The sequence below is a fragment of the Campylobacter sp. RM9333 genome (assembly GCF_020137705.1).
Lineage (GTDB): Bacteria > Campylobacterota > Campylobacteria > Campylobacterales > Campylobacteraceae > Campylobacter_E.
The window spans coordinates 90,973-114,738 of sequence record NZ_JACGAY010000003.1; the positions used below are offsets into that span (position 1 = coordinate 90,973).

The following is a 23,766-nucleotide window of genomic DNA, read 5'->3' on the forward strand; positions in this document are numbered from 1 at the left end:
GTATTAAAAATAGTAATAATGTAAGTGTGGATAAATCTTTTGGTAATTTAACGATAGAAAACAATAAAAAAACCACAATTACCAATAGCTATGTAACAACCTTAACTAATAATGGCTTAGTAAATGTAACTAATTCTATTGTAGATACAATTAATGCAAATAAAAGCAAAGTTACTCTTACAAATAGTTATGTAGATAAGATATATAGCAATCTTAACACTTTAGCAATTAATTCTAAAATAGTTTATGTTAGCGAGACTAATTCAGGAGCAGCTGGTGGTATTGCTGGGGATAAATTTGAAGCACAAAATAGTGAAATATCAAATATTTCTGGTATAGATGAAGTTGTTCTTAATGATAGTAAAGTGGTTAATATGGTTAGTAATGCTAGTAGTGTAATTTCTACAAATAGTGATATTGATGGCACATTTTTTGTTGACAATGTCATAGCTAATGGGGGTACAATAGGTGGAATATCTTACGCTAAAAATATTGACCTTAAGGGGACAGTGGATAGTAAAATTACCATAAATAATATTAAATATGTCGATAGTGGTATAGTAGATCATGCGATTATAGATAACATTTATTCTTCAGGAAGTAAGGAAACTTCTGGCAATAATAATGTTATAAACATATCTAATTCAGTAATAAAAGCTAGTAGTGATAGTTCACTTACCAATAGATTTAATAGATTTATACTAAATAATACCGAAGTTCAAGGCTTTATGACCGATTATACTAATTTAGAAGCTTATGCAAGTAAATTTAAAAATAGTATTATTACAGAGTCTTTAGTACTTAAAGCAGATGCAAATGGTAAAAAAAGTGAGTTTAATTCATCAAATACAATTAGAACTAAAAAATATGAGATTGATAGCCTTGATACAGGCAAAGACTACAATACAAGTGGAAGTATTATAGGTGAAGGTAGTATTAGTAATTCTTTAATCAATATGCAAATATCAGGCTTTAGAAAAAAATCATTGTTAGATGATGATTATACAAAAGTATCGCCTATTAATACTACTACTTTTTATGGTGCTTTAAATGATAGTAATGTAACATTAGATAATGTAGTAGCTACAAATAATGCTAGAGCAGGAATTTTAAACATAAAAAATTCAAAAGTAGCAAAAAGAGTTCTAGCAAATAGCCTTACTTCAAATAACACAGCTTATTATCTAGGAGCAAACAAAGAAAGCTACACAGGTGCAATAATCTCAAGAGAAAACACAAGCGGAGCAAACAATGAATTAGTATTACTTAATGTTATGAGTGATAATAAACTTGATACAAGTAAAATAAACGCAAATCTACCCTTAGCAATACTTAAAAAAGGAACAGGAACAGCAGAGCTAAACACTTTCTTTAAAGATTATAAGATTAGCGATGGAATAAGTGATTATGTGATTAATAATGATTATGTTGCTAATGCAATGCTAGGAGATTATCTAACCTATGCGATAACTACTAATAAGAATGGTAAAGTAAGTGATACAGGGCTTAATGCAGATAATATTGTTAGCATTGCAAACGGCGATAAGACAAGTGCTTTAGGTAAATTAGTAAATCAAAGTTCAAGTGATATGGATAGTGAAGTATTAGACTTATATTTAAACAACCTTGCAAATAGCAATTATGTATCAAATACTACAGATGAAATTCCAAATCAACCTGATACTGGTGTAACAAATCCTGATACAGGTGTAACAAATCCTGAAAATAAACCAGATAACAAACCTGATACTGGCGTAACAAATCCAATTGATAAAAACCAAATAGCAGATGATTTTATAAAAGATATTAAAATCAACAAAAACGCTAAAGCTCAAGCTCAAGTTATTTCAAAGGGAATAAATCTAATCAATACTTTTGCTTGGAATAATATGAATAAAAGATTAGGCGAAATTAGATGTTTAGATAAGGAATTAGGCGTTTGGGCTAGAGCTTATTATACAAACGCAAGTATAGATGATGTAAAACTTAATTCATTTGAAGTTCAATTTGGAGCTGATAAAGCTAATGATTTTGCAGATGGCAATGTAATTACAGGAATTATGGCTAATATTTCTAATTCTAAATCTAGTGATGTTTTAAAAGGAAATAATTACGGGTTTGGTCTATATACAAGCTATATTTCAAACAATGATTTATATGCTGATTTAGTAATTAAAGCAAATCATTATAATGTTAAATACAATTCAGAGCTTTTAAAAGGTTTAAAAGATAGCAAGACAGGATTTATTGCAAGTTTTGAACTTGGTAAAAGATTTGATTTAAATAGATTTTATATTGAGCCTAGCATAGAAGCTATATTTGATTATACACCTAAAACTAACTTAGAAAATAACGCTATAAGCATTACAAGTAAGACTAATTCTAATTTACATATAAAACCTGCAGTATTCTCAGGATTTAAAGTAAATGATAATGCTAATATAAGACTAGGTACTGGTTATATTATAGATGTTAATAAGCCAAGTGATTCTATAATAATCGCAAAATCAAGCAAAGCAAGTGAAACAATAAAAGGTAAAAGAGATAATAAATTTTACTTAAATCTAACAGGTGATTATAAGTTTAATGATAATTTAAGATTAAACTTAGGTTACGAAAGAACTTTCGGAGCTGATTTTAATATTGACAATCAAATTAACGCTGTTGTAAGATATACATTCTAATTACAAAATCTTTAGCCTTAGTGCTAAAGATTTCTTTAAATATTTTCATCAAAAATTACATTGACTTTATATTCTAATTTAATAATAAAAAATATGCTATCTTTTAAGTGCTTAATAAAAAGCATAAAATGTTTAAATATTACAATTGTGTCAATATTTTTAAAAGGTCGTGAATTAAGCAATCCACAATCAGGCGAAGAATTACTTTTAAAAATTTATGAAGAAATTAGCGATATTGCAAATATGGATAAAGCACCTTTATTTGAAGGTCGCTACATTAATATGCTTTGCACCCCAAAAAGCACTAAAAAATAATAAAGTGGCTTTTAATAGCCACTTTTAAATTCTTATTTTTTCATCTTAGAGCGTGAATATAAAATCAAATCATTACTTGTTTTAATTTGCGAACCTTTTAAAGAATTAATACAATAATTCAAAATATCAGCACAAGCTTTCGCATCACTTAAAGCCCTATGATGAGTGCTAATGATACCTAATTCATTTTTTAAACTATCAAGACCATATTTATCACATTCAATACAACGCCTTGCTAACATAATCGTGCAAAGCTTTCTATTAATCAATGGAGCATTTAAGTATTCAAGACTTTCTTTTGCGATAAAACCATAATCAAAAGATACATTATGAGCTACAAAAATAGCATTACCTAAAAACAATCTAAAATCAGCTAAAACCCTAGCACTTCTAGGAGCATTTTTTAGCATTTGCGTTGTAATTCCTGTAAGCTCAACTATATTTTCAGGCACTTCGTTTGCATAAATAAAGCTTTCAAATTCATCTAAAATCTCGCCATTTTTTATCTTAACAGCACCAATTTCTATGATTTGCCCGTTACTAATTGAGCCTGTGCTTTCAATATCAACAACACAAAAAATCTCATCTTGAATTAATTTATTTCTTGAGTTTAAAAATACTTCTTGATTTTGTTTTAGCGTAATATCAAGCCCTAGCATTAAAAGAGTTTCATAGGTTATCTCAAAATTTAAGGCATTTTCGTATTGGTTTTTTAAATCTTTATAATTAATACTACTTGTAAGTAGCCTTTCTAAAATCTTATCACAATTAGCAATTTGTTTTTTATAAAGCTCGTTATAATCCATCAAAATTCCATTTTTAAAGAATTAATTGCGACCTTGTAATCATTACTACTAAACACATAATTTCCAGCCACAACTATATCAGCCCCTGCTCTTTCAATATCTGCAATATTTAAGCCATTTACTCCGCCATCAACTTCAATGAAGCATTTATAATTATTCTTATCAATCATTTCTCTTAAGGCACTGATTTTTCTAAGAGTGCTTGGTATGAAGCTTTGACCACCAAAACCAGGATTTACACTCATTAAAAGCACCATAGAAACTTCACTTAAAACATATTCAATCTCATTTAAATTCTGGTGTGGATTTAATACTATTGAAGGATTTACGCCGTGTTTTTTAATATAATCAATCAATCTTAAAGGATGAGTAGTAGCATCTATATGAAAGCTTAAGAATTTAGGTTTTATATCTAAAAATAAATCAACAAATTTATCAACTTCTCTTACCATCAAATGCACATCTAAAGGAATAGTAGCAACTTTAGCAATAGCTTTTGTAGTGCAAGTTCCAATGCTTAGATTTGGAACATAATGTCCGTCCATTACATCAATATGCAATAAATCAGCACCAGCAGCCTCAACTTTTTTAATATCTTCAGCTAAATTTAAAAAATCAGCAGACAATAAACTAGGAGCAACATACATTTTTTAATCCTTAAAATTATTTTTTATAGAATATCATTAAAACTTAAAAAAAAAATTAAGCTTAAGATGCTATGATTAATACTTTTATTTTTACAAGAACACAAAAAAAGGATTTACGATGTCAAAATTTTGTCAATTAACAGGTAAAGGTCCTATGGTAGGAAATAATGTTAGCCACGCTAACAATAAAACAAAAAGAAGATTTTTACCTAATTTACGCACTATTCGCATTGATTTAGGCGATGGCACAACTAAAAAAATTAGAGTTGCAGCTTCAACATTACGCACACTAAAAAAAAGAAGAGCTAACTAATTTTTATAAAGAATTTTTATGAGCTTTTTTAAAAAGCTAGGCAAATTGCTCGGTTGGGCTGAAAGTGGAAAACCTGAAGTTGATATAAATACCGAGTTTTACGAACAATTAAAACCTTTTCGTCTCCCATTAATAGCAGTTGTTGTAATGATGCTATTTGGGGCGATTGGTTATATGCTTACTAGTAATTTTTCATTACTTGATGGGATTTATCAAGCAGGTATGACTTTTACAACTTTAGGTTATACTGAAGTAGCTACAATCACTCCTGCTGGTAGATTTTTTACGATTTGCTATGTATTATTAGGCTTTGTTACTTTTACTTTTTCAATAGGTATTGTGATTGAAGTTCTAAAAAAAGGCGAATTAACAAGAATTATTAAGGAAAAACGAATGCTATACAAAATAGCAAGATTAAAAAATCATTATGTTATATGTTATCACAACGAATTTACCCAAGAATTAGCAAAACAATTTAAACAAACATATACACCTTTTGTAGTAGTAGATGATATACCAGATTTTGAAAAAATTGCTGAAGCAAATAAATATCCATTCTATATTAAATGCCCACCACATAGTGATTTGGCATTTTTAAAAACACATTTATCAAGTGCGAAAGGAATTATTTCTCTTAGCCCAAATTCTGCTGATAATATAGCAATAATTGCTAGTGCTAGACTATATGAAAAAGATATAAAAAGAATTAGTCCTTATTCTATAATAACGATTTCAAATTCCGAACACGACGCAGCAAGACTTAAAAAACTAGGGGCAAACACGGTTGTATTAGCTACGAAATTAGCAGCTCAAAGACTTAGCGTTGTAAGTGTAAGACCTGAAATGGAAAATCTATTAGAGCAATATTTATACACAAGAGACCAAAGTATTGATATTGAAGAAGTTAAAGTTCCTGATGAAAGTTGGGTTAGATTTAGAAGATTAAAAGATGTAGCTTTTAGACAATTAGCAAATGTTAGCGTAATCGGAATAAAAGATGCAAATAATAATTTTTTACCTATGCCAAAAGGTGATGCAATGATTGGAACGGGGACTAAATTATTGTTAATAGGAACTCCAGAAAGTATTAAAGAAGTTAAAAAAATTATTAAAAATAAGCAAACTCCTGAAAGTTTAAAATAAAATATAAATGTTATCTGTTTGTAATTTATTTTAGTTACCATATTAATACACATTACTAAAAATTAAGGAGAAGTTATGTTACACGAACATAGAGAGTTAATCACGAATTTAAAAGGTAAAGACGCACATTTTGATAAGCTTTTTGAAGCTCATAATGATTTAGATCATAAGATAAAAGATGCTGAAGAAGGTAGAATTCATTTAGATGATTTAGAAATAGCTAGAATGAAAAAGGAAAAATTAAAATTAAAAGATGATTTAAATAATTATTTAAATTCTATTAAAAATAAAGCTTGATGGGGGGGGTATTTATGTTTTTTAACAAAGATAACACCCTCCAAAATGAATTGCAGGAAAAATTAAATAGAGCAATAGCAGAAAAAGAAAAGTTAGAAGCTGAAATTGCGAAATTAAAAAATGAAATTACTGCAAAGGCAAATAACGAAGAAGAAGATAAAATCAAATTCTCACTATTTGACATTATGGTAAAAGGTATGAAAGAAAGCGTTTCTTTTGTTCAAAAAGATATTGAGGGTGATTTATCAAGAGCTCAAGAAATAGAAACTCTTTCAGCAGATTGTGTAGATATGATAGTAAATCTTAAAAAAGTATCTGAAAGTATCATAACATCACTTGAAAAAATCACTGAATCATCAAGTAAATCTCGTGATACTGCACAAAATCTCCATAGAAGCGTTGATGAAATTACAAATGTAATTAATTTAATCAAAGATGTATCAGACCAAACCAATTTGCTAGCTTTAAATGCAGCTATTGAAGCAGCTCGTGCTGGTGAGCATGGTCGTGGTTTTGCTGTGGTTGCTGATGAAGTTAGAAAACTAGCAGAAAAAACCCAAAAAGCAACAGCTGAAGTAGAAATGAATATCAATTTATTAAAACAAAACGCTAATGAAATGTTTACGCAAAGCGAATCGGTAGAGCAAATATCACAAGATTCAAACGCACACATTGGAACATTTTCGGAGCAATTTGATAGATTATCGCATATATCTAAAGATATTAAATTTAATGCGAGTGCTATCAAATACGAAGTATTTACATCTTTAGTAAAACTTGACCATATCTTATTTAAAGCAAATGGATATGCAAATGCACTAAGTGAAAATCCGACAAAATTAAGCGACCATTTTAGTTGCCGTCTTGGTAAATGGTATCAAAATGAAGGTAAAGAAATGTTCGGACATCTTCCTTTATATTCTAAAATTGATACTCCGCATAAAAATGTTCATGAAAGCATTAATCAAGCACTTGGATATATTGCAAGCAAGCAGTCTAATAGCAAAGAAATTGTTGAGCTTTATAAAGAAGCAGAAAAATCAAGTCTTGAATTATTTATGATTTTTAGACATTTATTAGGCGAATTTATTAAAAAATAATTCACTAATCTTATTAGGGTTTTAACCCTAATAAGCTTGTATATTTACAAAATTTATACTTCATCTAATACTAAAATCAACTTTTATTTTTTATTTTAACAACCCTTTAAAATACCAATATAAAGCTAAAAATAACTTTTATAGTTCTATCTACTCCTAGAAATTATCGGCAAAATATCTTAGTTTAAAATATACATTTTGACATAATTAGCAGAATTTAAAAATTAATTACATAAAAAAATATCCAACCAACAAACTCAAAAATATATTAATTGAAAATATTTTAAAGCAATAAAATCTTTATTAGTTATATCAAATAAAAAAGAAAATAATTGTGATAGTAAAAATAAATTCTAATTCGTAATAACAATTACGAATTAGAATTCTTCATTAGAATTTATAGCTAAAGCCCAAGCTACCTTTTAATTCTTTATCAGAATTTGTGTAAAGATTGCTTCCTAAATTGATATTAAAACTAGCATTAGGGTTGATTTTATAATCTACACCAAAATTTAAATTCACACTTGTATCGCCCTTTTTACCTTCAATGATATTTTCTTTAACTTCATCTATTAACAACATATCAGGCTTTTTAGTTAGTTCTTTGCTAAGTGCAACAGATAAAAATCCTTCAAGGCTATCTAGCATAGAAACTCCACCTTCTAATTTAGCTGATAAAGTATGCTTTAATTGGCTATCCCCACTTATACTAAGACCATTTGTGCTAATTGCAGTCGGCTTATAAGAAGTCAAATCATATCTTAAACTTGGCTCAAAATAATATTTATCCCCAAATCTAACCCCACTTTCAAAACTAGCTGTATAAACATTATGACTTTTATCAGCTTTAATTCCTAATTTATCTGCCTCATAAGAGCTTGATATATTGTGGTAAAAAGCATTAGCACCTATAAACACTCCATTATTAAATACATTCATAGCATATAAACCAATGCCTTTTGAATCGCTATTAGCATTTACATTTCCTTTAGTTTCAGCCGTTCCAAAACTAGCAGCCACACCTAAAGTTAAATTAGAATTGCTAAGTTCATTTGTCTTATCAGCACCAACATTAAAATTCTTATAACGAATTGAACTATATTCGTATTTGTTATATCCCATTTGATTATCTAGCCAAAATCCATTACCTACTTTTTGATTTTTTACCAATCTTAATCTATTGTTTAATGTATTGTTTTTAGTATTTGCTATGTAATCAGGGCTTGTTAGAATGAAATTAGCCGTCCCAACAGCGTCTTTATCAAAATCTATTAAATCAAACATATCACCTAAAACAACTTCTAAACTAGAAGTATTAACATTATTGCTATTAGCACCATTTGCTATATTGCCTAAATCTTGACCCGAAATAACACTATCAACATTACTCTCATCTATTAAATCATCGCCTTTAATACCAATGCTCCAAATAGCATTTCCTTTAGCATTAGGATTAAAATGCGTAAATCTATCGGCTAATTCATAATTTGCCACTTTTGTTTGATAAGTTACTTTAAAAAAGTCCTTGCTAATTCCTGATTGAGAATTTGCATCACTTCTTTGTGAATTAGTAGTGTTATTAACTATTGCTATAGGGATAAAACCTTCTTTATCTTTTAGCATAGTAAGGTTTGTATTCGCAAGTTGTATTGTATTGTTAGCACCACTTATAGCTTCTCTTACTATTATAGCTCCACTATAAATATCGTGGAATGAAGTATCAATTCCACCACCATAAATATAAAACTTAGAATTATTAGCTACTAAAGTATTTACTGCTACTTGACCTTTTATATGAGTATTTGTTGTATCTAGCTTATCAACCCTTACGCCGCCATTTAATTCTGATTGTTTTGTAGTGTAAGTTCCGCTATCTTTTTGTATATTAGCGTCATATACATTACTTGAGCTATCATCTTTGCCTAAAAGCTTAGAATTAATAGTAGAGTTTGCAATATTTACTAAATTAGAATTGATATTTGATGAGTTGATAGTAGAGTTTGTAATGCGTGCAGAATTTGATTTGATATTTTCTGCTGTAACATTTAAATCTTTTATATTTAAATCCTTAGTAATATCAACTTGATTTGCCGTAATTACATTACCTTTTTCCATAGATTTACTTGTATCAAGGCTAAAGATTGCATCAGTAGCACTAACTTTACCACTGAACTGATTTCCTTGATTAGCATATAAAGTTTTACCTACATTTAAATCTTTTTCAAATGTTGTATTATCTACGCTTACATCATTTGTAGTAGTTGTTATTCCACCAAATTTACCCCCACTACCTTTAATATCACTCAATTCAACATCGTTTGTATAAACAACTTTATTACTAATTAAGTCCCCATTACCTGTGATTTTTGATGAAATCGTCCCATCAACTATCTCAATAATACCTTCATTTTTAATATCGCCTGTGATTTGAGATTTGCCATTAAGTGCTAGGTAGGTAGTATCATCAAGTAATGTTAAATTATTTGCCGAACTTCCCTCATCAAGAGTAATTTTTGCATTATTTTTTAAAGTCAAATCATTAAAATAACTAGCTTTAATATCTGACTTACAATTTGTATTATCCTTACAATCAATTGTAGTAGCTCCATTAAATTTTGTATTAAGTGCGTTAAGATTGCTTACTACAACTTCGCCATCAAAAATAGATTTACTCGTATTAATAGTGTTAGCATTAACTTTTGAATCTTTAGAGAATGTAGTATCTAAAACTGCTTCAATTGTATTGGCATTAACTATAGAATTAAATGTAGAATTATTAGACTTTAAAGTATCTTTTACATTAACTTCTTTATTAAATACTGATTTTTCTGAAGTTATATTATTTGCCGATACAAAACCATTAAAAGTTGAGCCGCTATTTGCAATTATGCTATCAGTTGCAGTGGTTGTGCCGTTAAATACTGAACCGCTATTTGCCGTGATAAAATCTGATTTTATATCTTTTTCAAATGTAGCTTTATCATTTGCTGTTAGTTTGTGTGCTGTAAATGTATCGCTTATGGTTGCATTTGTAATGCTTAATTCATTAAACTTACTATTATTAAGACTTGAAGTGCAATCAGCATTTTTACAATTAATATCCACTAAACCTTGAAAATTAGTGTTATTAGCCATTAATTTCTCTACATTTACTTTAGATGTAGCACTAAAAACACTATTAGTATCAGTAGTTAAACTAGAAGTATTTACTAAAGCTTTAAAGGTTGAGCTTGTAGAGTTTATAGAATTACTTGCATTTACACTACCGCTAAAAATTGAATTAGTAGAAGTGATTGTATTTGCTGTAACATTTGCAAAGCTTGAATTGTTTGTAGCTGTTAGAGTAGCTGTATCAATTGCATTAGCAAATGTTGAACTATCAGCTGTAATTGAATTATTCTTAACTATGCTTCCATTAAATGTAGAACCTACTGCATTAATATCTGTTGCATTTATTGTGCTCGTGGTATCAAATATAGAATTTGAATTAGCATTTAATGTAGCTGTATTTACTATAGCTTTAAATGTTGTATCACTTGAAGTGATTGAATTACTTGCTGTTATGTTTTTATTGAATATAGAATTTTTAGAACTTTCTAAATCTTTTGCTTCCACTACTCCATCAAATGTAGCACCATTTGAAGTAATTTTATTAGTTGCATTTACATTTCCTACAAATTTTGAGCCACTATTAGCAGTTATACTATCGGTTGCAGTGGTTGTGCCGTTAAACACTGAATTAGTAGAAGTGATAGTATTTGCTGTAACATTTGCAAAGCTTGAATTATTTTTAGCTGTTAGAGTAGCTGTATCAATTGCATTAGCAAAAATTGAACTATCAGCTGTAATTGAATTATTCTTAACTATGCTTCCATTAAATGTAGAACCTACTGCATTAATATCTGTTGCATTGACTATGCTTGTAGTATCAAATATAGAGCCTTTTTGAGCGTCTAAGAATGCAGTTTTTACTTCTTTTTCAAATGTAGCACCATTTGAAGTAATTTTGTTAGTTGCATTTACATTTCCTACAAATTTTGAGCCACTATTAGCAGTTATACTATCAGTTGCAGTGGTTGTGCCGTTAAACACTGAATTAGTAGAAGTGATTGTATTTGCACTTACATTTTTTGCAAATGTTGTATCACTTGAAGTGATTGAATTACTTGCTGTTATATTGTTATTGAATATAGAATTTTTAGAACTTTCTAAATCTTTTGTATTTACCAACCCATCAAATGTAGCACCATTTGAAGTAATTTTGTTAGTTGCTGTAGTAGTTCCTACAAATTTTGAGCCACTATTAGCAGTTATGCTATCGGTTGCAGTGGTTGTGCCGTTAAATACTGAACCACTATTTGCAGTAATTGTATTTGCACTTACATTTTTTGCGAATGTTGTATCACTTGAAGTAATTGAATTACTTGCTGTTATAGTGTTATTAAATATAGAATTTTTAGAACTTTCTAAATCTTTTGCTGTAACTTCTCCATTAAATATAGCACCACTTGAAGTAATTTTGTTAGTTGCATTTACATTCCCTACAAATTTTGAGCCACTATTAGCAGTTATGCTGTCATTAGCCTTTGTATTCCCATTAAATATAGAACCATTTTCAGCAATAATAGTGCCTGAAGTTATACTGCCGTTTAAATTCGCACCATTTGTTGCCTTTAACTCATTAGTTACATTAATATCTGCACCTATTGTAGAAGTTCCTATTTCTGCATTAGTTGCTGTAAGTTTGTTTGTATTATCTATTTTAGAATTTTTTATATCTAATTTTGTTTTTGCATTAATATTTGCATTATTTGAAGTTGTAATATTATTAAGAGTAACATTTTGAGCTATTATATTGTTATCTTTATTTAATCCGCTATTTTCAATATTTACTTTATCTAAAGTAACATTTGCAAGATTGGTAGCTCCCGTTGCCCCACCTATACTAACATCTTTGAATATTCCACCAATAATTGTTAAAGAACCATTTTTATCGCTTTTACTATTAGCATTTATAGATTGATTAGTAAGATTTGTATCGGTAATTATAACATTTGCACCATCTTTTATAACAATCTTATGTGAAGTTGGAGTGGAAGTCGTTTTTGATAAATCCATATTATTAATATTAATTTTATTATCCAAAACTATATTACCACTAACATCTATTTTGCTAGTATTATCTAATAATAAATTACTAAATATAACAGTTGTTCCCTCTATATTAACTTTTGATATATTACCTTGCAAATTACTAGAAGAATCTCCTATAGTAATACCACTACCCTCAGATTTTAATGTAACATTTGAACCATTCGTGCTATTATTTGTAACTTTTTTTATAGTAGAACCACCTTGCCAATTATGAAAAGTAGAAGTTTCATCTATTTTTAATTCACCAACAATAGCATTGCGAAAAGTATTTGTAAAACTAGATTTATTAGATAACTCAAAAACATCAATATCCATTATTCCATTTTTTCTAATAATTGAATTATCTAATGATAAATTACCTATTTTAATCGCTTGTGTCCCATCAACAACATCTATTGTAGAATTATTTTTTAAAATCATATTATTTACTTTAAAAGAGTTGCTGTTAGCTGAACTTAAATTAAATTTTAACTTATCTCCTATAATAGTATCTACATCAGTTTTACTATTTGCACTGCTGCTTTTAAAAGTACTATTAACTAAATCAACTTTTCCAGTAGAAGTTAGACTTCCAGTAATATCAAGAGTTGCTCCATTACCAATAATATCTTGAGTTGTATTGTATGGAGTTTTAACTTCTATAGTTTTACCATCAATATTACAAGGGTTCTTGTCGTTACATACAGTGTTTAATTCTTCAGCGTGTAAATACCCCCCCCCGCTGATTGCTAAACAAGTTAATAAAGATAAACTTAGTTTATTTCTCATAATTATTCCTTGAATTAAAATCTTTTAATATTATCAAAATTTAACTTTAAATCTATGAAAATAATAAAAATTTGTAAATATTTGTTAATTAGTAATTTCTTTTTAAGTTTAGTTTTAGAATTTAAAATATAATCTTTAAATTCCAATTATTTATATTAGCATTTAAAAGGAGCTAGGTTGAAAGAGTATTTAACAAAATTTATTGATAACAATTATAAAGAATTTCATAAAAAATTAGTTTTTAGCAAATATGAAATTTTAGGAGTTCGCTCAAATATATTAAAAGACTACGCAAAAAAACTTCAAAAAGAAAATACCTTTGATGAATTTTTTAATAAGTTTTTAAAAGATGAGAAATTTTATGAATATCTACAAATAATTGCCTATGGGATTAATTATGAAAAAGACTTCTCAAAAGCACTAAAATACACTAAGCTTTATTTAGATTTCGTTGATAATTGGGCTAATTGTGATACTTTAGTGCCTAAAAGCTTTAAAAATCAAGATATAAAAGCTTTTGCAAATGAATTAATTTGCGAAAACCATATATACAAAATTCGTTTTGGGATAATTTGTTATATGAAATTTATCGCTTATAAAGATGGGTTAAAAGCTATATTTAGTATAAAAAGTGATGAATATTATATAAATATGGCTAGAGCTTGGTATTTTCAAGTAGTTTTAGCTAAAGAATTTGAATTAGGCATTTCGTTTTTAAGTTCGCACAAATTAGACGCTAAAACACTTAAAATGACTTTACAAAAATGTAAAGATAGTTACCAAATTAGCCAAGAGAATAAAGCAAAACTAATGCAGATTTTAGTCTAATCAAGCCTTAGTTTTGTCTAAAAACTTAGCCACTTCGGTATTAGTTTTTAGCAATTCATCAATGCCTAAATGCTTAATCTCATCAGCCATTTTTAATAAATCTTTATGCTTGTTAATATCTTTATTTATATTATTGTAATCATCTTGCATAGCTAAAGCATATTTTAAAGCATCTTTACTTAGCCTTGTTGTCCCGCTATCACTTGCAAATGGATTTATGCTTTGTAAAAATCCTATAAATTTCTTTTCTTTTTCATTATACATAGAAAAATCAGGGCTAAAAGCAAGTTCTTTATCAACGCTAATATTTTTTGGCTCGAAACTAAGTTCTATTACGCTAAAGCCATCTGCTTTTATGCTTTTTGCATATTCTAATTCTTCGTTATTTTTATAAATATTCGTGATTTTGTATTTGCTAACATCATTTATATAATCAAAACTAACCTTACTATAACCAAAATCTATGCTAATACCACTTGGATAATCTTGATTGTTGTGAGTAATTTGCGTAAATAAATCATAATAATACTTAATAGTATCAGCTAAATCAATATTGCTAAATGTCTTGCCCGAATCTTTCATCACCGAATATACATTCATTTTTTCATTAAATCTAACTATTTCTTTTAGTGTGCTTGAGTGGATTTTAAAATCATCTGGTAACCCTGAAGCCTTGTTAAAATCAGCACCCATAAAGCCATCATTATCTACGCTATAGCCAAACTGAATGCTAGATTTTGCTTTATTTAATTCGTTTTTATAATCAAACTCATTTTTTATACTATTATTTAAAATGCTTAGTAAAGTTGGCGTATTATTTGATATAGTTTTTGTCGTAACTTTGGCTAATTCATTTGTAAAAAATTCAGATGATATTTGTTTGCTTTTTTTGATTTTAGTATCATTAAATAATACAATATTTTCTACTTTCATTAAAACTCCTTTAATTATTTGTTTAATAGCAAATAATATTCCTAAAGTTTAGTTTAATGCTCTCGTTTTAAATTCCAAAAACTGCTTTAACTCATCATCTAAAAATACACTTATGGTATCAAAAACCCTTTTATGATAATCATTTAACCAATTAATCTCATCTTGATTTAATAATTTTTTATCAATCAAATCAAGCTCAAAAGGATAAAGCGTAACTATATCAAAGCTCAAAAAATCTCCGTATTCACTGCTAAAACAATGCTTACTAATTGCTAAATTCTCAAGTCTAATTCCGTATTTGTTATTATGATACAAACCTGGCTCAATTGATGTTAGCATACCCCTTTTTAATTTAGTATGTTCGCTAATATTAGCATTTAGCGATAAAACTTGTGGACCTTCATGAACATTTAAAAAATACCCTACCCCATGTCCTGTGCCGTGCAAATAATCAAATCCGTATTGCCATAATTCTTTTCTTGCAATACTATCTAATAAAGGCATTTTTATATTTTCGGGTGCTATGGTTTTTGATATTGCAATATGTGCTTTTAAAACCAAAGTATAATCTCTAATTTGCTCTAAACTTGCGTTTTTTATCTTAAAAACTCTCGTAATATCAGTAGTGCCGCACTCATATTGAGCCCCACTATCAAGTAATAATAAGCCTGATTTATTAAGTAATTTTGAAGTTTTTGCATTTGCTTTATAATGAATTATTGCGGCGTTTTCATTAAATGCTGCGATAGTATCAAAAGAATTACTGATAAAATACTCATTTTCTTGTCTAAATTGCGTTAGAACTTCATCAATTTTTAGCTCATCAACCAAGTCTAAATTAGTATTTTCTAAGTAATAATTAAACTTAGTTAATGCAATGGCATCAATTATATGAGCTTGTTTTATGTGCTTTATTTCTATATCATTTTTACAAGCTTTATGTATGGTGCTAGGCAAGATTTCATTTACTAAATTTGCATTTATTAAGCTAATAATTTTTGCATTCGTATTGGCAAAATCACACAATACATTACCACTTAAACTAGATAAATCCGAATAAAACTCATCGTAATTTTTATAAATTATATTTAAATCTTTTTGAATATTTTTAAGCTTTGTTGGCTCTATATAACAAATCGCATTAGTTTGTGAGATTATCATATAACTTAAAAATACGGGGTTAAATTCCACATCTTTACCACGATAATTTGTAAGATAAGCTATGTCGCTAAGGCTTGAGATTACACAATAATCAATGTTTTTATTTTTTAATTCATCTTGGACTTTTTTTATTTTATTAGCACTTAAATCACTTATGAATTTTTCGTTTTGCTTATAGATTGGCTCTTGCGGGAGTTGTTTATCGTAAAAATCTTTATAAAAATTATCATAATCTATTATATTAACAAGGTTTTTTAGCTTTTCATAATTATTTTGAGATATGGTTTTTAAATCAATTAAAGCCTTTTTGGTACTTAGATTGTTTTTAATATAGTCTATGTAATCAGGGCTTTTGATTAATCTAATGCTATCTTTTAACTCATTTTCAGCTTGTAAAAAATATCTACCATCAGTAAATAAAATTGCATCATCAAGGCTAATCAAAAGCGAGCCCGCAGAACCGCTAAATCCACTTATAAATTCTCTAAGTTTAAAATACTCAGGAATATACTCACTCAAGTGATAATCAGCCGTTAGTATTAAAGCAAAATCAGCATTATTGATTTTTAAAATATCTCTTATTTTCGTAAGCATTTTATCTCCTTAGTAATATCCTAAACATAAAGTGTTTGTGAGTTTGATTTTTTTCTCAAAAGGCTCGGGTGCAAAATAACAACATTTTTCTATATAAATATGAGAATTTAAAGGTATTTTTAACTTTGTAAAAAAATCATTTAAATCAATAAATTTTATCCCTGCAATCTCTACTAATTTTATTACATTTAAAAGATTTGAATTATTATTTGGATTTAAATGTGATGGCGCTAGATTACTCATAGAACAAAATGCACTAGCTAATACTAATCCACTTAAATTAGAGCATTTAGGGATTAAATTCTCATATTTTTTAGCTATTGTATTTTTATCTAAAAATACAATTCTAGAATTTGGATATTGTGCGTATTTTATATTTTTCCAAAATTTATAAGCATTTTGAGAAATATCAGCTAGGGTAAAAAGTTCTTTGTTTAATATATAGTTTTCTAAAGTTTGATTATTTGGAAGTGTTATTTTATTCATAATATTTTGAGTGCCGAAGCACTCAATTATTATACTAGCTCAATATAAGCTAAAGTAGCCGCATCACCACGGCGAGTTCTTGTTTTAATAATTCTTGTATAGCCACCATTTCTTTCTTTGTAATTTGGAGCTATTTCATTTACTAATTTATTTGTGCATTCTTTGTCTTGTAAAGCTGCAAATACTGCTCTATGAGCATTAAAATCTCCAACTCTTGCACGAGTGATTAGTTTTTCAATGTATGATCTTAATTCTTTAGCTTTTTCTAAAGTTGTTTCAATCTTACCATTTTTGATAATTGCAATGCTTAAATTCTTTAGTAAAGCTGCACGATGAGTGCTAGTACGACCTAGCTTTCTATATCCATGTCCGTGTCTCATTTATTATCCTTTAATTTCTTTTATTTTTTCAATAAGTTTATCTTTATAAGCATCTACAGAATTTGAACCTATCGGATAGCCTATTTCTTTCATAGCAGTAGTAATTTCATCCACTGATTTTTTACCAACATTTTTTAAATTATTTACATCGCTTTCACTCATTAAAGCTAATTCGCCTATAAATTCAATGCCAGCTTTTTCTAAACCATTATTACTTCTTACGCTTAAACCAAGTTCCTTAACGCTTTTTAATAAAGGAGATAAATCAATTTCTTCAGTTGTTTCTTCCCCTATTAATCTAGGACTTGTAGTTGCAATTTTATTAAATACCATCATTTGTTGATACATAGCATCTAAAGCATTTTTAAACGCATCTTCAGGTGTAATTTGACCATCAGTTGTTATTTCAAATACAATTTTTTCATAATCAGGATTATCTTCGTGTAATACCTTTTCTATTGAATAATTTGCATTTCTAACTGGTGTAAAAAACGCATCAAGAGCTATAAAACTACTATCAGTTTTTTCTCTTAAATCTTCGCTTGCTACATAGCCAATACCTTTTTCAATAATTAATGTGAAGTCTAATTCAGTGTCTTCATTTATAGTAGCAATGTAGTTATCAGGATTTACAACTTCAATTACATTATTAGCTAAATCACTACCTTTAATTTCTCTTGGCCCTTTAAAGCTAAAGCTTACTTCTTCTCTTTTACTATCTTCGTTTTTAATTTTAAAACGCATATTTTTGATATTAATAATAAATAAAGAAATATCTTCTACCATACCTCTTTTGCTATCAAATTCATGACTTACTCCATCAATTTTAATAGCAGTTGCTGCATAGCCAATTGCACTAAGGCGTAAAAGCCTGTGCAGTGGATGTGCTAATGTAATGCCAAAACCAATTTCAAAAGGCCAAGCACTAATGCGTGCTTTATTTTCGCCGATATTTTCAATAGTAAAATCATTTGGCATATGAGCTGTTGTAACTACTTTTCTCATTTGCTACTCCTTATTACTTAGAGTATAGCTCTACTATGAATCTTTCCTCAACAGGAATGACAACTTCTTCTCTCTCAGGTTTTCTTGTGAAAATTCCATATTTTTTATCTTTTTCAACATCAACCCACTCAACAATACCTGTTTGATTTGTAAGTTCAACTGCTCTTACTATTTGAGGATTGTTTTTGCTTTTTTCTACAACTTCAATTTTAGCGCCTGGTAATACTCTATAACTTGGAACATCTACTCTTTTACCATTTACTAAAATATGTCCGTGAGTTACAAGTTGTCTTGCAAAACGGCGAGTTGTAGCAAAACCCATTCTATAAACAACATTATCAAGTCTTTGTTCTAAGAATTGAATTAAAATAGAACCTGTATTTCCATCTTTTCTAGCAGCTTCTTGGAATAATTTTCTAAATTGCTTTTCGCTTACACCATACATAAATTTAGCTTTTTGCTTTTCTCTTAATTGTAAGCCGTATTCGCTAATTTTACCTCTTCTTTGACCATGCTGACCTGGTGCATAAGGTCTTTTATCTAAAGCACTCTTACCAGCTAGTCTTCTTTCACCCTTCATTGCAAGGCTAACGCCTAATCTTCTTTCAATTTTCTCTACTGGTCCAGTATATCTTGCCATACTATTTCTCCTATATTCCTATACTTATATTATACACGACGGCGTTTTGGTGGTCTGCAACCATTATGTGCTAATGGTGTAATATCTTTTAAGAAAGTAACTTTAATACCTTCAACTGCACCAACACTCTTAACAGCAGTTTCTCTACCGCTACCAGGACCTTGAACACGAATACCAACTTCTTTAATTCCGTGTTCTTTAGCTTTATTTAAAGCATCTTCAACCGCTTGTTGAGCAGCAAATGGAGTTGATTTTTTAGAACCTTTAAATCCTAAACCACCTGCACTACTCCATGCAATTGCATTTCCCATTTCATCTGTAACTGTTACCATTGTATTGTTAAAAGTTGCACTAATATATACTACACCTTTAGCAATATTCTTTTTAACTACTTTTTTCTTAACTACTTTTCTCTTAGCCATTATCTATCCTTACGCTTTTGCACCAACGGTTTTTCTCTTACCTTTGCGAGTTCTAGCATTTGTTTTAGTTTTTTGACCACGCACTGGTAAACCTTTTCTATGTCTTAAACCACGATATGAACCTAAATCCATTAAAGCTTTAATGTCCATAGCAACTTGTTTTCTTAAATCACCCTCAACTAAATAATGTTCTTGGATTTCTTTACGAATATTTGCTGCTTCATCTTCGCTTAATTCATATACACGCTTGTTTGGATCTATTCCAACTGCTGCTAAAATTTTGCGTGAAGTAAATAAACCTATACCATAGATATAAGTTAAGCCATATTCAATTCTTTTTTTCTTTGGTAAATCAACACCTGCAATACGAGCCATACCTTATCCTTGTCTTTGTTTGTGTTTTGGATTTTCGCAAATAATACGAACAACGCCTTTTCTCATAACGACTTTACATTTGTCGCACATTTTCTTAACAGATGGTCTTACTTTCATCTTGTCTCCTAAAAAATAATTTGCTTTCCACTTTTTTACAATCTGCATTTTTAGGTATCACGAATTACCAACTAATATTTAAATGGTGGAAAATTCACTCAAATATTACTTCTTCACACAGATAAATTGCAAAAGTGCTAATATTATCAAAACAAAATTAATATAGGTTTAAATATTAAATTTATTTGTCTTTGATAATTCTAAAAATTTCTTAGCAATCTAATCTCAAACTATTATTTAAGAATTAATTTATAGATTTTACTTTTTTAATTCATAAAGTTTTAGATAACTTTTAAAGTATGTGAAATATCCCAATATAAGCGAAGTTTCAAAAATACTAGATAAAAATAAAATAGAACATATTATAAAAATTATTTAAGAATTTATTAAAAGAAATTTTAAAATTCCTTTTAATATTAAGATGATTTACTCAAAACTCACAAAAGCAATGTCTATAATTACTATTAGGTATTAATAAAAAATATAATACCATATATCAACTATAACAACTATTATTAATATTAAACGATAAAAAGGTATATTATCTCTTGCTCTTTTTGTTACTACTTCAAGTGGGTCATTTTGTGCATACTTTAATATTTCATTAATATCTGATGTATTATCCACAGCAATTTTATGTAATGCTCTTGAAAATTCACCACATTTAAGATTGTCTAAATTATTTATTTTTTCTAAATTATTCATTTTATGCCCCTATGTGTTTAATTGATGTGTTGTAAATTGCACCGGTTCTTGTTAATCTATAAATATTTAAAACACCATCATAACCATATATTGATACAAGATTTTTAAGTTTTGATTCATAAATATTATAAATATCGTTTGATTCTTTAATATTTTTTTTAACCATATCAATGCTACCATCATTATACACACTAGGATAATAAAACAAACCATATATAGCCATTGCAAAAAACAAGTGTCCGACATATGGAGTTAATTGTAAAAGAAGTACTACAAATATAAAACTAAATAACATCATCTTAGATTCATCACGAGGTATATCATTCATCTTATAATTAGCATTGTAGATATTTTTAACAACATTGATATATTCATGAGCCATTTTTTCTCTTTCTAAAATAGCATTTATACTAATTATTTCTCCACTAGGACTTAGCTTACCGATGATTGCAAGAATACCCTTTATAATAAAAGTATTATATACCTTAGTGTTTGAATTGACTGTAGTTGTAGAATTAGTTGTAGATGTAGTATTATAAGTGTTAAAAAAACCCTTATTAATACTACCTGTTGAACTACCTTCTGTATACATAGTCTCCGTAGTTCTACTGCCTGTAGTATAATTGCTTCTTACTACATTTAAAACACAGTTAAAGCCTAAAGAACTAGCTAAATTTTTTAATGACTTTTCTGCATCTTCATAATTAATACTAGACTCGGCAGTTATTTCGTATTCACTCATATGAATTAAGCTATATTGCGTTACGGCACCAACATCTACTAATAAAACTCCATTAAACAAATCATATTTGTCTTCATTTTGATTTTCATTTGTTGTTAAATCACTCATTTAATCTCCTTTCAAAAGAGTGATTATACCCCCCCCCAAGATAAATGAATGGTAAAAAATAATTTAGAAGTTTAGCACCATAAAAAGTGCTAAATTATTTGTGTCTATAAGTAATGCGTCCTTTATCAAGACTATAAGGAGTTAGCTCAACTCTTACTCTATCTCCTGGCATAATTTTAATATAGTGCATTCTCATTTTACCCGCAATGTGGCATAAAATTACGTGTTTGTTATCAAGCTCAACTTTAAAAGTTGCATTTGGTAAAGCTTCAATAACTTCGCCGTCAATTTCTATTACATCATCTTTAGCCATAATTTTCCTTTGTAAAAATGTAAAGGTCAATAATAACATAAAAACTATTAAAAAACTAAATTTATTATTAAATAAAATAATTTAAAATAAAAGTTTATTTCACACAAGGATAAAGTTATGAAAAGAAGAACATTTTTAACTTTGTCGTCTGCAGTTGCAGCAAACACTTTACTAAGTGCGAATGAAACACCTTTAGTAAATAATACTCAAGCAACAAAAGACGATAGTAAAGAATACATTGTAAGCTTAAAACATAATTTAAGCGAATTAGGCGAAGTTAGCAAAATATGGCTTCCATTACCAAAATCACGCTCATATCAATACCTTACAAGTGATATTGTAAATAGTGGAAATTACAATGAAATTTATTTAAGTGATTTTGAAACTAATAGTTTATATGCAAGTTTTTCTAATGTAAAAGCTGAATTAATAACACAATTTAGCATTAAAACTCACGATAGAATTACTGATTTTTCTAAAGTTAATTTTAATGAAAACGAGAAATTAGACGAAAGTATCGCACAATATTTAAAACCAAGCGAACATATTTTTACTAGTGGAATAGTAAAAGAATATGCACTAAAAATTACAAAAGGTATAAAAGGCGATTTAGAAAAAGCAAAAGCTATTTATGATTGGGTAGTACTTAATTTTACTCGTGATGAGAGTGTAATTGGGTGTGGAATTGGTGATGCTAAGGCTATTTTAGAAAGTAAAAAACTTTATGGCAAATGCACTGATATTAGCTCTGTTTTTGTAGCACTTTTAAGAAGTATTAATATTCCTGCTAGAGAGTGCTTTGGAATTCGTTTAGGTGCGAGTAGATTTTATGCTGCAATGGGTAGTAAAGAAAATATAACAAAAGCTCAACATTGTAGGGCGGAGTTTTATCTAAAAGGCTATGGGTGGATTCCTTGCGATCCTGCTGATGTAGCTAAAGTTAAATTATCTTTAAACCTAGATAATAATGATAGTGGTATACAAAAATTAAGAGAATTTCAATTCGGTAATTGGGAAATGTGTTGGTGCGAGTTTAATACCAAAAGAGATTTCGTGCTAATTCCACGCCCAGCTCAAGCACCGCTTAATAATTTTGGCTATGTATATGCTGAAGTTGATTCAAATACTATTGATTATTATTCACCTAATGAATTTGTATATGAATACACTTCAAAACAAATATGAAAAAATATTTAATATCAATGTTTATCTTAGCTATTAGCTCTAGCCTTTGTTGTGTTGGAGCTATTAGCTTTTTGATATTTGGAGTAAGCCTTGTTAATTTTGATTTTTTAGCACCTTTTAGAGTATATTTAGGGATTGCAACCTGTATTTTATATTGCATATTCGTCTATAAAAAACTAAATCAAAAAAATAAAATCAGATTATTTTTAATAGGACTTGCATTATTATTTATCGTATTTTATCCTGAAATTATAGGAGCAATGATTTGAAAAAAGTATTATTGTTAAGCTTATTTTTAAGTGTTTTAAATGCTTATGAATACACTTTAGAAATTCCTAAAATACATTGTCCATTATGCACGGCAATTGTTAGAAAGGCACTACTAAAAATTGATGGAGTAAATAAAGTAAATGTTAGTTTAGAAAATAAAACAGCGATAATTAAAAGCGATAAAGAACTTAACGAAAGCATAATAAATCAAGCGCTTTTTAATACAGGCTATCAAGGAATACTTAAATAAATCCTATTTTAAAAAGAATTTAAAA

General features: G+C 28.4%; 25 protein-coding genes and 1 pseudogene. 11 read left to right on the forward strand and 15 right to left on the reverse strand.

Translation table 11 applies throughout. The features are described 5' to 3' along the window. Positions 1 to 26: 26 nt before the first annotated feature. Positions 27 to 2,684 (forward strand): autotransporter outer membrane beta-barrel domain-containing protein, encoded by a 2,658-nt coding sequence (locus AVBRAN9333_RS02335; protein ID WP_336609361.1) that lies wholly within the window; start codon positions 27 to 29, stop codon positions 2,682 to 2,684. 147 nt (positions 2,685 to 2,831) lie between these two features. Then, a complete protein-coding gene (locus AVBRAN9333_RS02340) occupies positions 2,832 to 2,999 on the forward strand; it encodes a hypothetical protein (protein ID WP_336606730.1) in 168 nt (55 codons plus the stop codon). A gap of 32 nt (positions 3,000 to 3,031) precedes the next feature. Here AVBRAN9333_RS02340 and AVBRAN9333_RS02345 read toward each other — a convergent pair whose 3' ends face one another. Both AVBRAN9333_RS02345 and rpe read right to left on the reverse strand, forming a co-directional pair. Beyond that, entirely contained in the window at positions 3,032 to 3,805 is a 774-nt protein-coding gene (locus AVBRAN9333_RS02345; RefSeq protein ID WP_214119567.1) for a 3'-5' exonuclease, read from the reverse strand. Further along, entirely contained in the window at positions 3,805 to 4,452 is a 648-nt protein-coding gene (gene rpe / locus AVBRAN9333_RS02350) for a ribulose-phosphate 3-epimerase (RefSeq protein ID WP_214117019.1), read from the reverse strand. Before rpe ends, AVBRAN9333_RS02345 begins: the two co-directional genes overlap by 1 nt. Before the next feature lie 118 nt (positions 4,453 to 4,570). Between rpe and rpmB the strand changes: the two genes are divergently transcribed. From rpmB to AVBRAN9333_RS09545, 5 genes and pseudogenes are all read left to right on the forward strand, one after another. Further along, positions 4,571 to 4,765 carry a 50S ribosomal protein L28 gene (gene rpmB, locus AVBRAN9333_RS02355; protein WP_214117022.1) on the forward strand — a complete coding sequence of 65 codons (195 nt, stop codon included), beginning with the start codon at positions 4,571 to 4,573 and terminating at the stop codon, positions 4,763 to 4,765. An 18-nt stretch (positions 4,766 to 4,783) separates the two neighbouring features. Continuing rightward, positions 4,784 to 5,908 (forward strand): potassium channel family protein, encoded by a 1,125-nt coding sequence (locus AVBRAN9333_RS02360; protein WP_214117036.1) that lies wholly within the window; start codon positions 4,784 to 4,786, stop codon positions 5,906 to 5,908. A gap of 75 nt (positions 5,909 to 5,983) precedes the next feature. After that, a complete protein-coding gene (locus AVBRAN9333_RS02365) occupies positions 5,984 to 6,205 on the forward strand; it encodes a YdcH family protein (protein WP_214117038.1) in 222 nt (73 codons plus the stop codon). Between the two features lie 395 nt (positions 6,206 to 6,600). Next, positions 6,601 to 6,864 (forward strand): annotated as a pseudogene (locus AVBRAN9333_RS09540) (methyl-accepting chemotaxis protein); the annotation flags it as partial. A gap of 126 nt (positions 6,865 to 6,990) precedes the next feature. Next, complete coding sequence (locus tag AVBRAN9333_RS09545) at positions 6,991 to 7,305, forward strand: CZB domain-containing protein (protein WP_239803735.1); 315 nt, start codon at positions 6,991 to 6,993, stop codon at positions 7,303 to 7,305. Between the two features lie 390 nt (positions 7,306 to 7,695). On the opposite strand, the gene AVBRAN9333_RS02375 is transcribed toward AVBRAN9333_RS09545, so the two are convergent. After that, positions 7,696 to 13,227, reverse strand: coding sequence for a hypothetical protein (locus AVBRAN9333_RS02375; RefSeq protein ID WP_336609362.1), 5,532 nt, complete (start codon positions 13,225 to 13,227; stop codon positions 7,696 to 7,698). 177 nt (positions 13,228 to 13,404) lie between these two features. Between AVBRAN9333_RS02375 and AVBRAN9333_RS02380 the strand changes: the two genes are divergently transcribed. Continuing rightward, positions 13,405 to 14,055: a DNA alkylation repair protein gene (locus AVBRAN9333_RS02380; protein WP_214119561.1), complete on the forward strand. Its 651-nt coding sequence runs from the start codon at positions 13,405 to 13,407 to the stop codon at positions 14,053 to 14,055. On the opposite strand, the gene AVBRAN9333_RS02385 is transcribed toward AVBRAN9333_RS02380, so the two are convergent. From AVBRAN9333_RS02385 to infA, 12 genes are all read right to left on the reverse strand, one after another. Beyond that, positions 14,056 to 14,988, reverse strand: coding sequence for a Cj0814 family flagellar-dependent secreted protein (locus AVBRAN9333_RS02385; RefSeq protein ID WP_336609363.1), 933 nt, complete (start codon positions 14,986 to 14,988; stop codon positions 14,056 to 14,058). A 48-nt stretch (positions 14,989 to 15,036) separates the two neighbouring features. After that, a complete protein-coding gene (locus AVBRAN9333_RS02390; RefSeq protein ID WP_336609364.1) occupies positions 15,037 to 16,743 on the reverse strand; it encodes a M24 family metallopeptidase in 1,707 nt (568 codons plus the stop codon). A 9-nt stretch (positions 16,744 to 16,752) separates the two neighbouring features. Further along, positions 16,753 to 17,229, reverse strand: a complete 477-nt coding sequence (locus tag AVBRAN9333_RS02395; protein ID WP_214117762.1) for a cysteine permease — start codon at positions 17,227 to 17,229, stop codon at positions 16,753 to 16,755. 29 nt (positions 17,230 to 17,258) lie between these two features. Beyond that, entirely contained in the window at positions 17,259 to 17,609 is a 351-nt protein-coding gene (gene rplQ / locus AVBRAN9333_RS02400) for a 50S ribosomal protein L17 (protein WP_214117763.1), read from the reverse strand. 3 nt (positions 17,610 to 17,612) lie between these two features. Beyond that, a complete protein-coding gene (locus AVBRAN9333_RS02405) occupies positions 17,613 to 18,614 on the reverse strand; it encodes a DNA-directed RNA polymerase subunit alpha (RefSeq protein ID WP_214117764.1) in 1,002 nt (333 codons plus the stop codon). 13 nt (positions 18,615 to 18,627) lie between these two features. Next, positions 18,628 to 19,254 (reverse strand): 30S ribosomal protein S4, encoded by a 627-nt coding sequence (gene rpsD, locus AVBRAN9333_RS02410; protein WP_214117765.1) that lies wholly within the window; start codon positions 19,252 to 19,254, stop codon positions 18,628 to 18,630. 29 nt (positions 19,255 to 19,283) lie between these two features. Continuing rightward, positions 19,284 to 19,676 carry a 30S ribosomal protein S11 gene (gene rpsK, locus AVBRAN9333_RS02415; RefSeq protein WP_214117766.1) on the reverse strand — a complete coding sequence of 131 codons (393 nt, stop codon included), beginning with the start codon at positions 19,674 to 19,676 and terminating at the stop codon, positions 19,284 to 19,286. A gap of 9 nt (positions 19,677 to 19,685) precedes the next feature. Continuing rightward, positions 19,686 to 20,051 carry a 30S ribosomal protein S13 gene (gene rpsM, locus AVBRAN9333_RS02420; RefSeq protein WP_214117767.1) on the reverse strand — a complete coding sequence of 122 codons (366 nt, stop codon included), beginning with the start codon at positions 20,049 to 20,051 and terminating at the stop codon, positions 19,686 to 19,688. Positions 20,052 to 20,054: 3 nt separating this feature from the next. After that, positions 20,055 to 20,168 (reverse strand): 50S ribosomal protein L36, encoded by a 114-nt coding sequence (gene rpmJ, locus AVBRAN9333_RS02425; protein WP_214117768.1) that lies wholly within the window; start codon positions 20,166 to 20,168, stop codon positions 20,055 to 20,057. 471 nt (positions 20,169 to 20,639) lie between these two features. Then, complete coding sequence (locus tag AVBRAN9333_RS02430; protein WP_336609365.1) at positions 20,640 to 20,873, reverse strand: hypothetical protein; 234 nt, start codon at positions 20,871 to 20,873, stop codon at positions 20,640 to 20,642. Position 20,874: 1 nt separating this feature from the next. Beyond that, on the reverse strand, positions 20,875 to 21,723 hold the full coding sequence (locus AVBRAN9333_RS02435; protein ID WP_336609366.1) for a hypothetical protein: 849 nt from the start codon (positions 21,721 to 21,723) through the stop codon (positions 20,875 to 20,877). 94 nt (positions 21,724 to 21,817) lie between these two features. Next, positions 21,818 to 22,036 carry a translation initiation factor IF-1 gene (gene infA, locus AVBRAN9333_RS02440; protein WP_214117771.1) on the reverse strand — a complete coding sequence of 73 codons (219 nt, stop codon included), beginning with the start codon at positions 22,034 to 22,036 and terminating at the stop codon, positions 21,818 to 21,820. Positions 22,037 to 22,153: 117 nt separating this feature from the next. On the opposite strand from infA, the gene AVBRAN9333_RS02445 reads away from it, so the two are divergent. The 3 genes from AVBRAN9333_RS02445 to AVBRAN9333_RS02455 are packed head-to-tail and all read left to right on the forward strand — an operon-like array spanning position 22,154 to position 23,741. Next, complete coding sequence (locus AVBRAN9333_RS02445) at positions 22,154 to 23,221, forward strand: transglutaminase-like domain-containing protein (RefSeq protein WP_239803080.1); 1,068 nt, start codon at positions 22,154 to 22,156, stop codon at positions 23,219 to 23,221. Next, entirely contained in the window at positions 23,218 to 23,490 is a 273-nt protein-coding gene (locus tag AVBRAN9333_RS02450; protein WP_214117773.1) for a hypothetical protein, read from the forward strand. The genes AVBRAN9333_RS02445 and AVBRAN9333_RS02450 overlap by 4 nt, the downstream gene beginning before the upstream one ends. After that, on the forward strand, positions 23,487 to 23,741 hold the full coding sequence (locus AVBRAN9333_RS02455; protein ID WP_239803081.1) for a heavy-metal-associated domain-containing protein: 255 nt from the start codon (positions 23,487 to 23,489) through the stop codon (positions 23,739 to 23,741). The genes AVBRAN9333_RS02450 and AVBRAN9333_RS02455 overlap by 4 nt, the downstream gene beginning before the upstream one ends. The last annotated feature ends 25 nt before the right edge of the window (positions 23,742 to 23,766 follow it).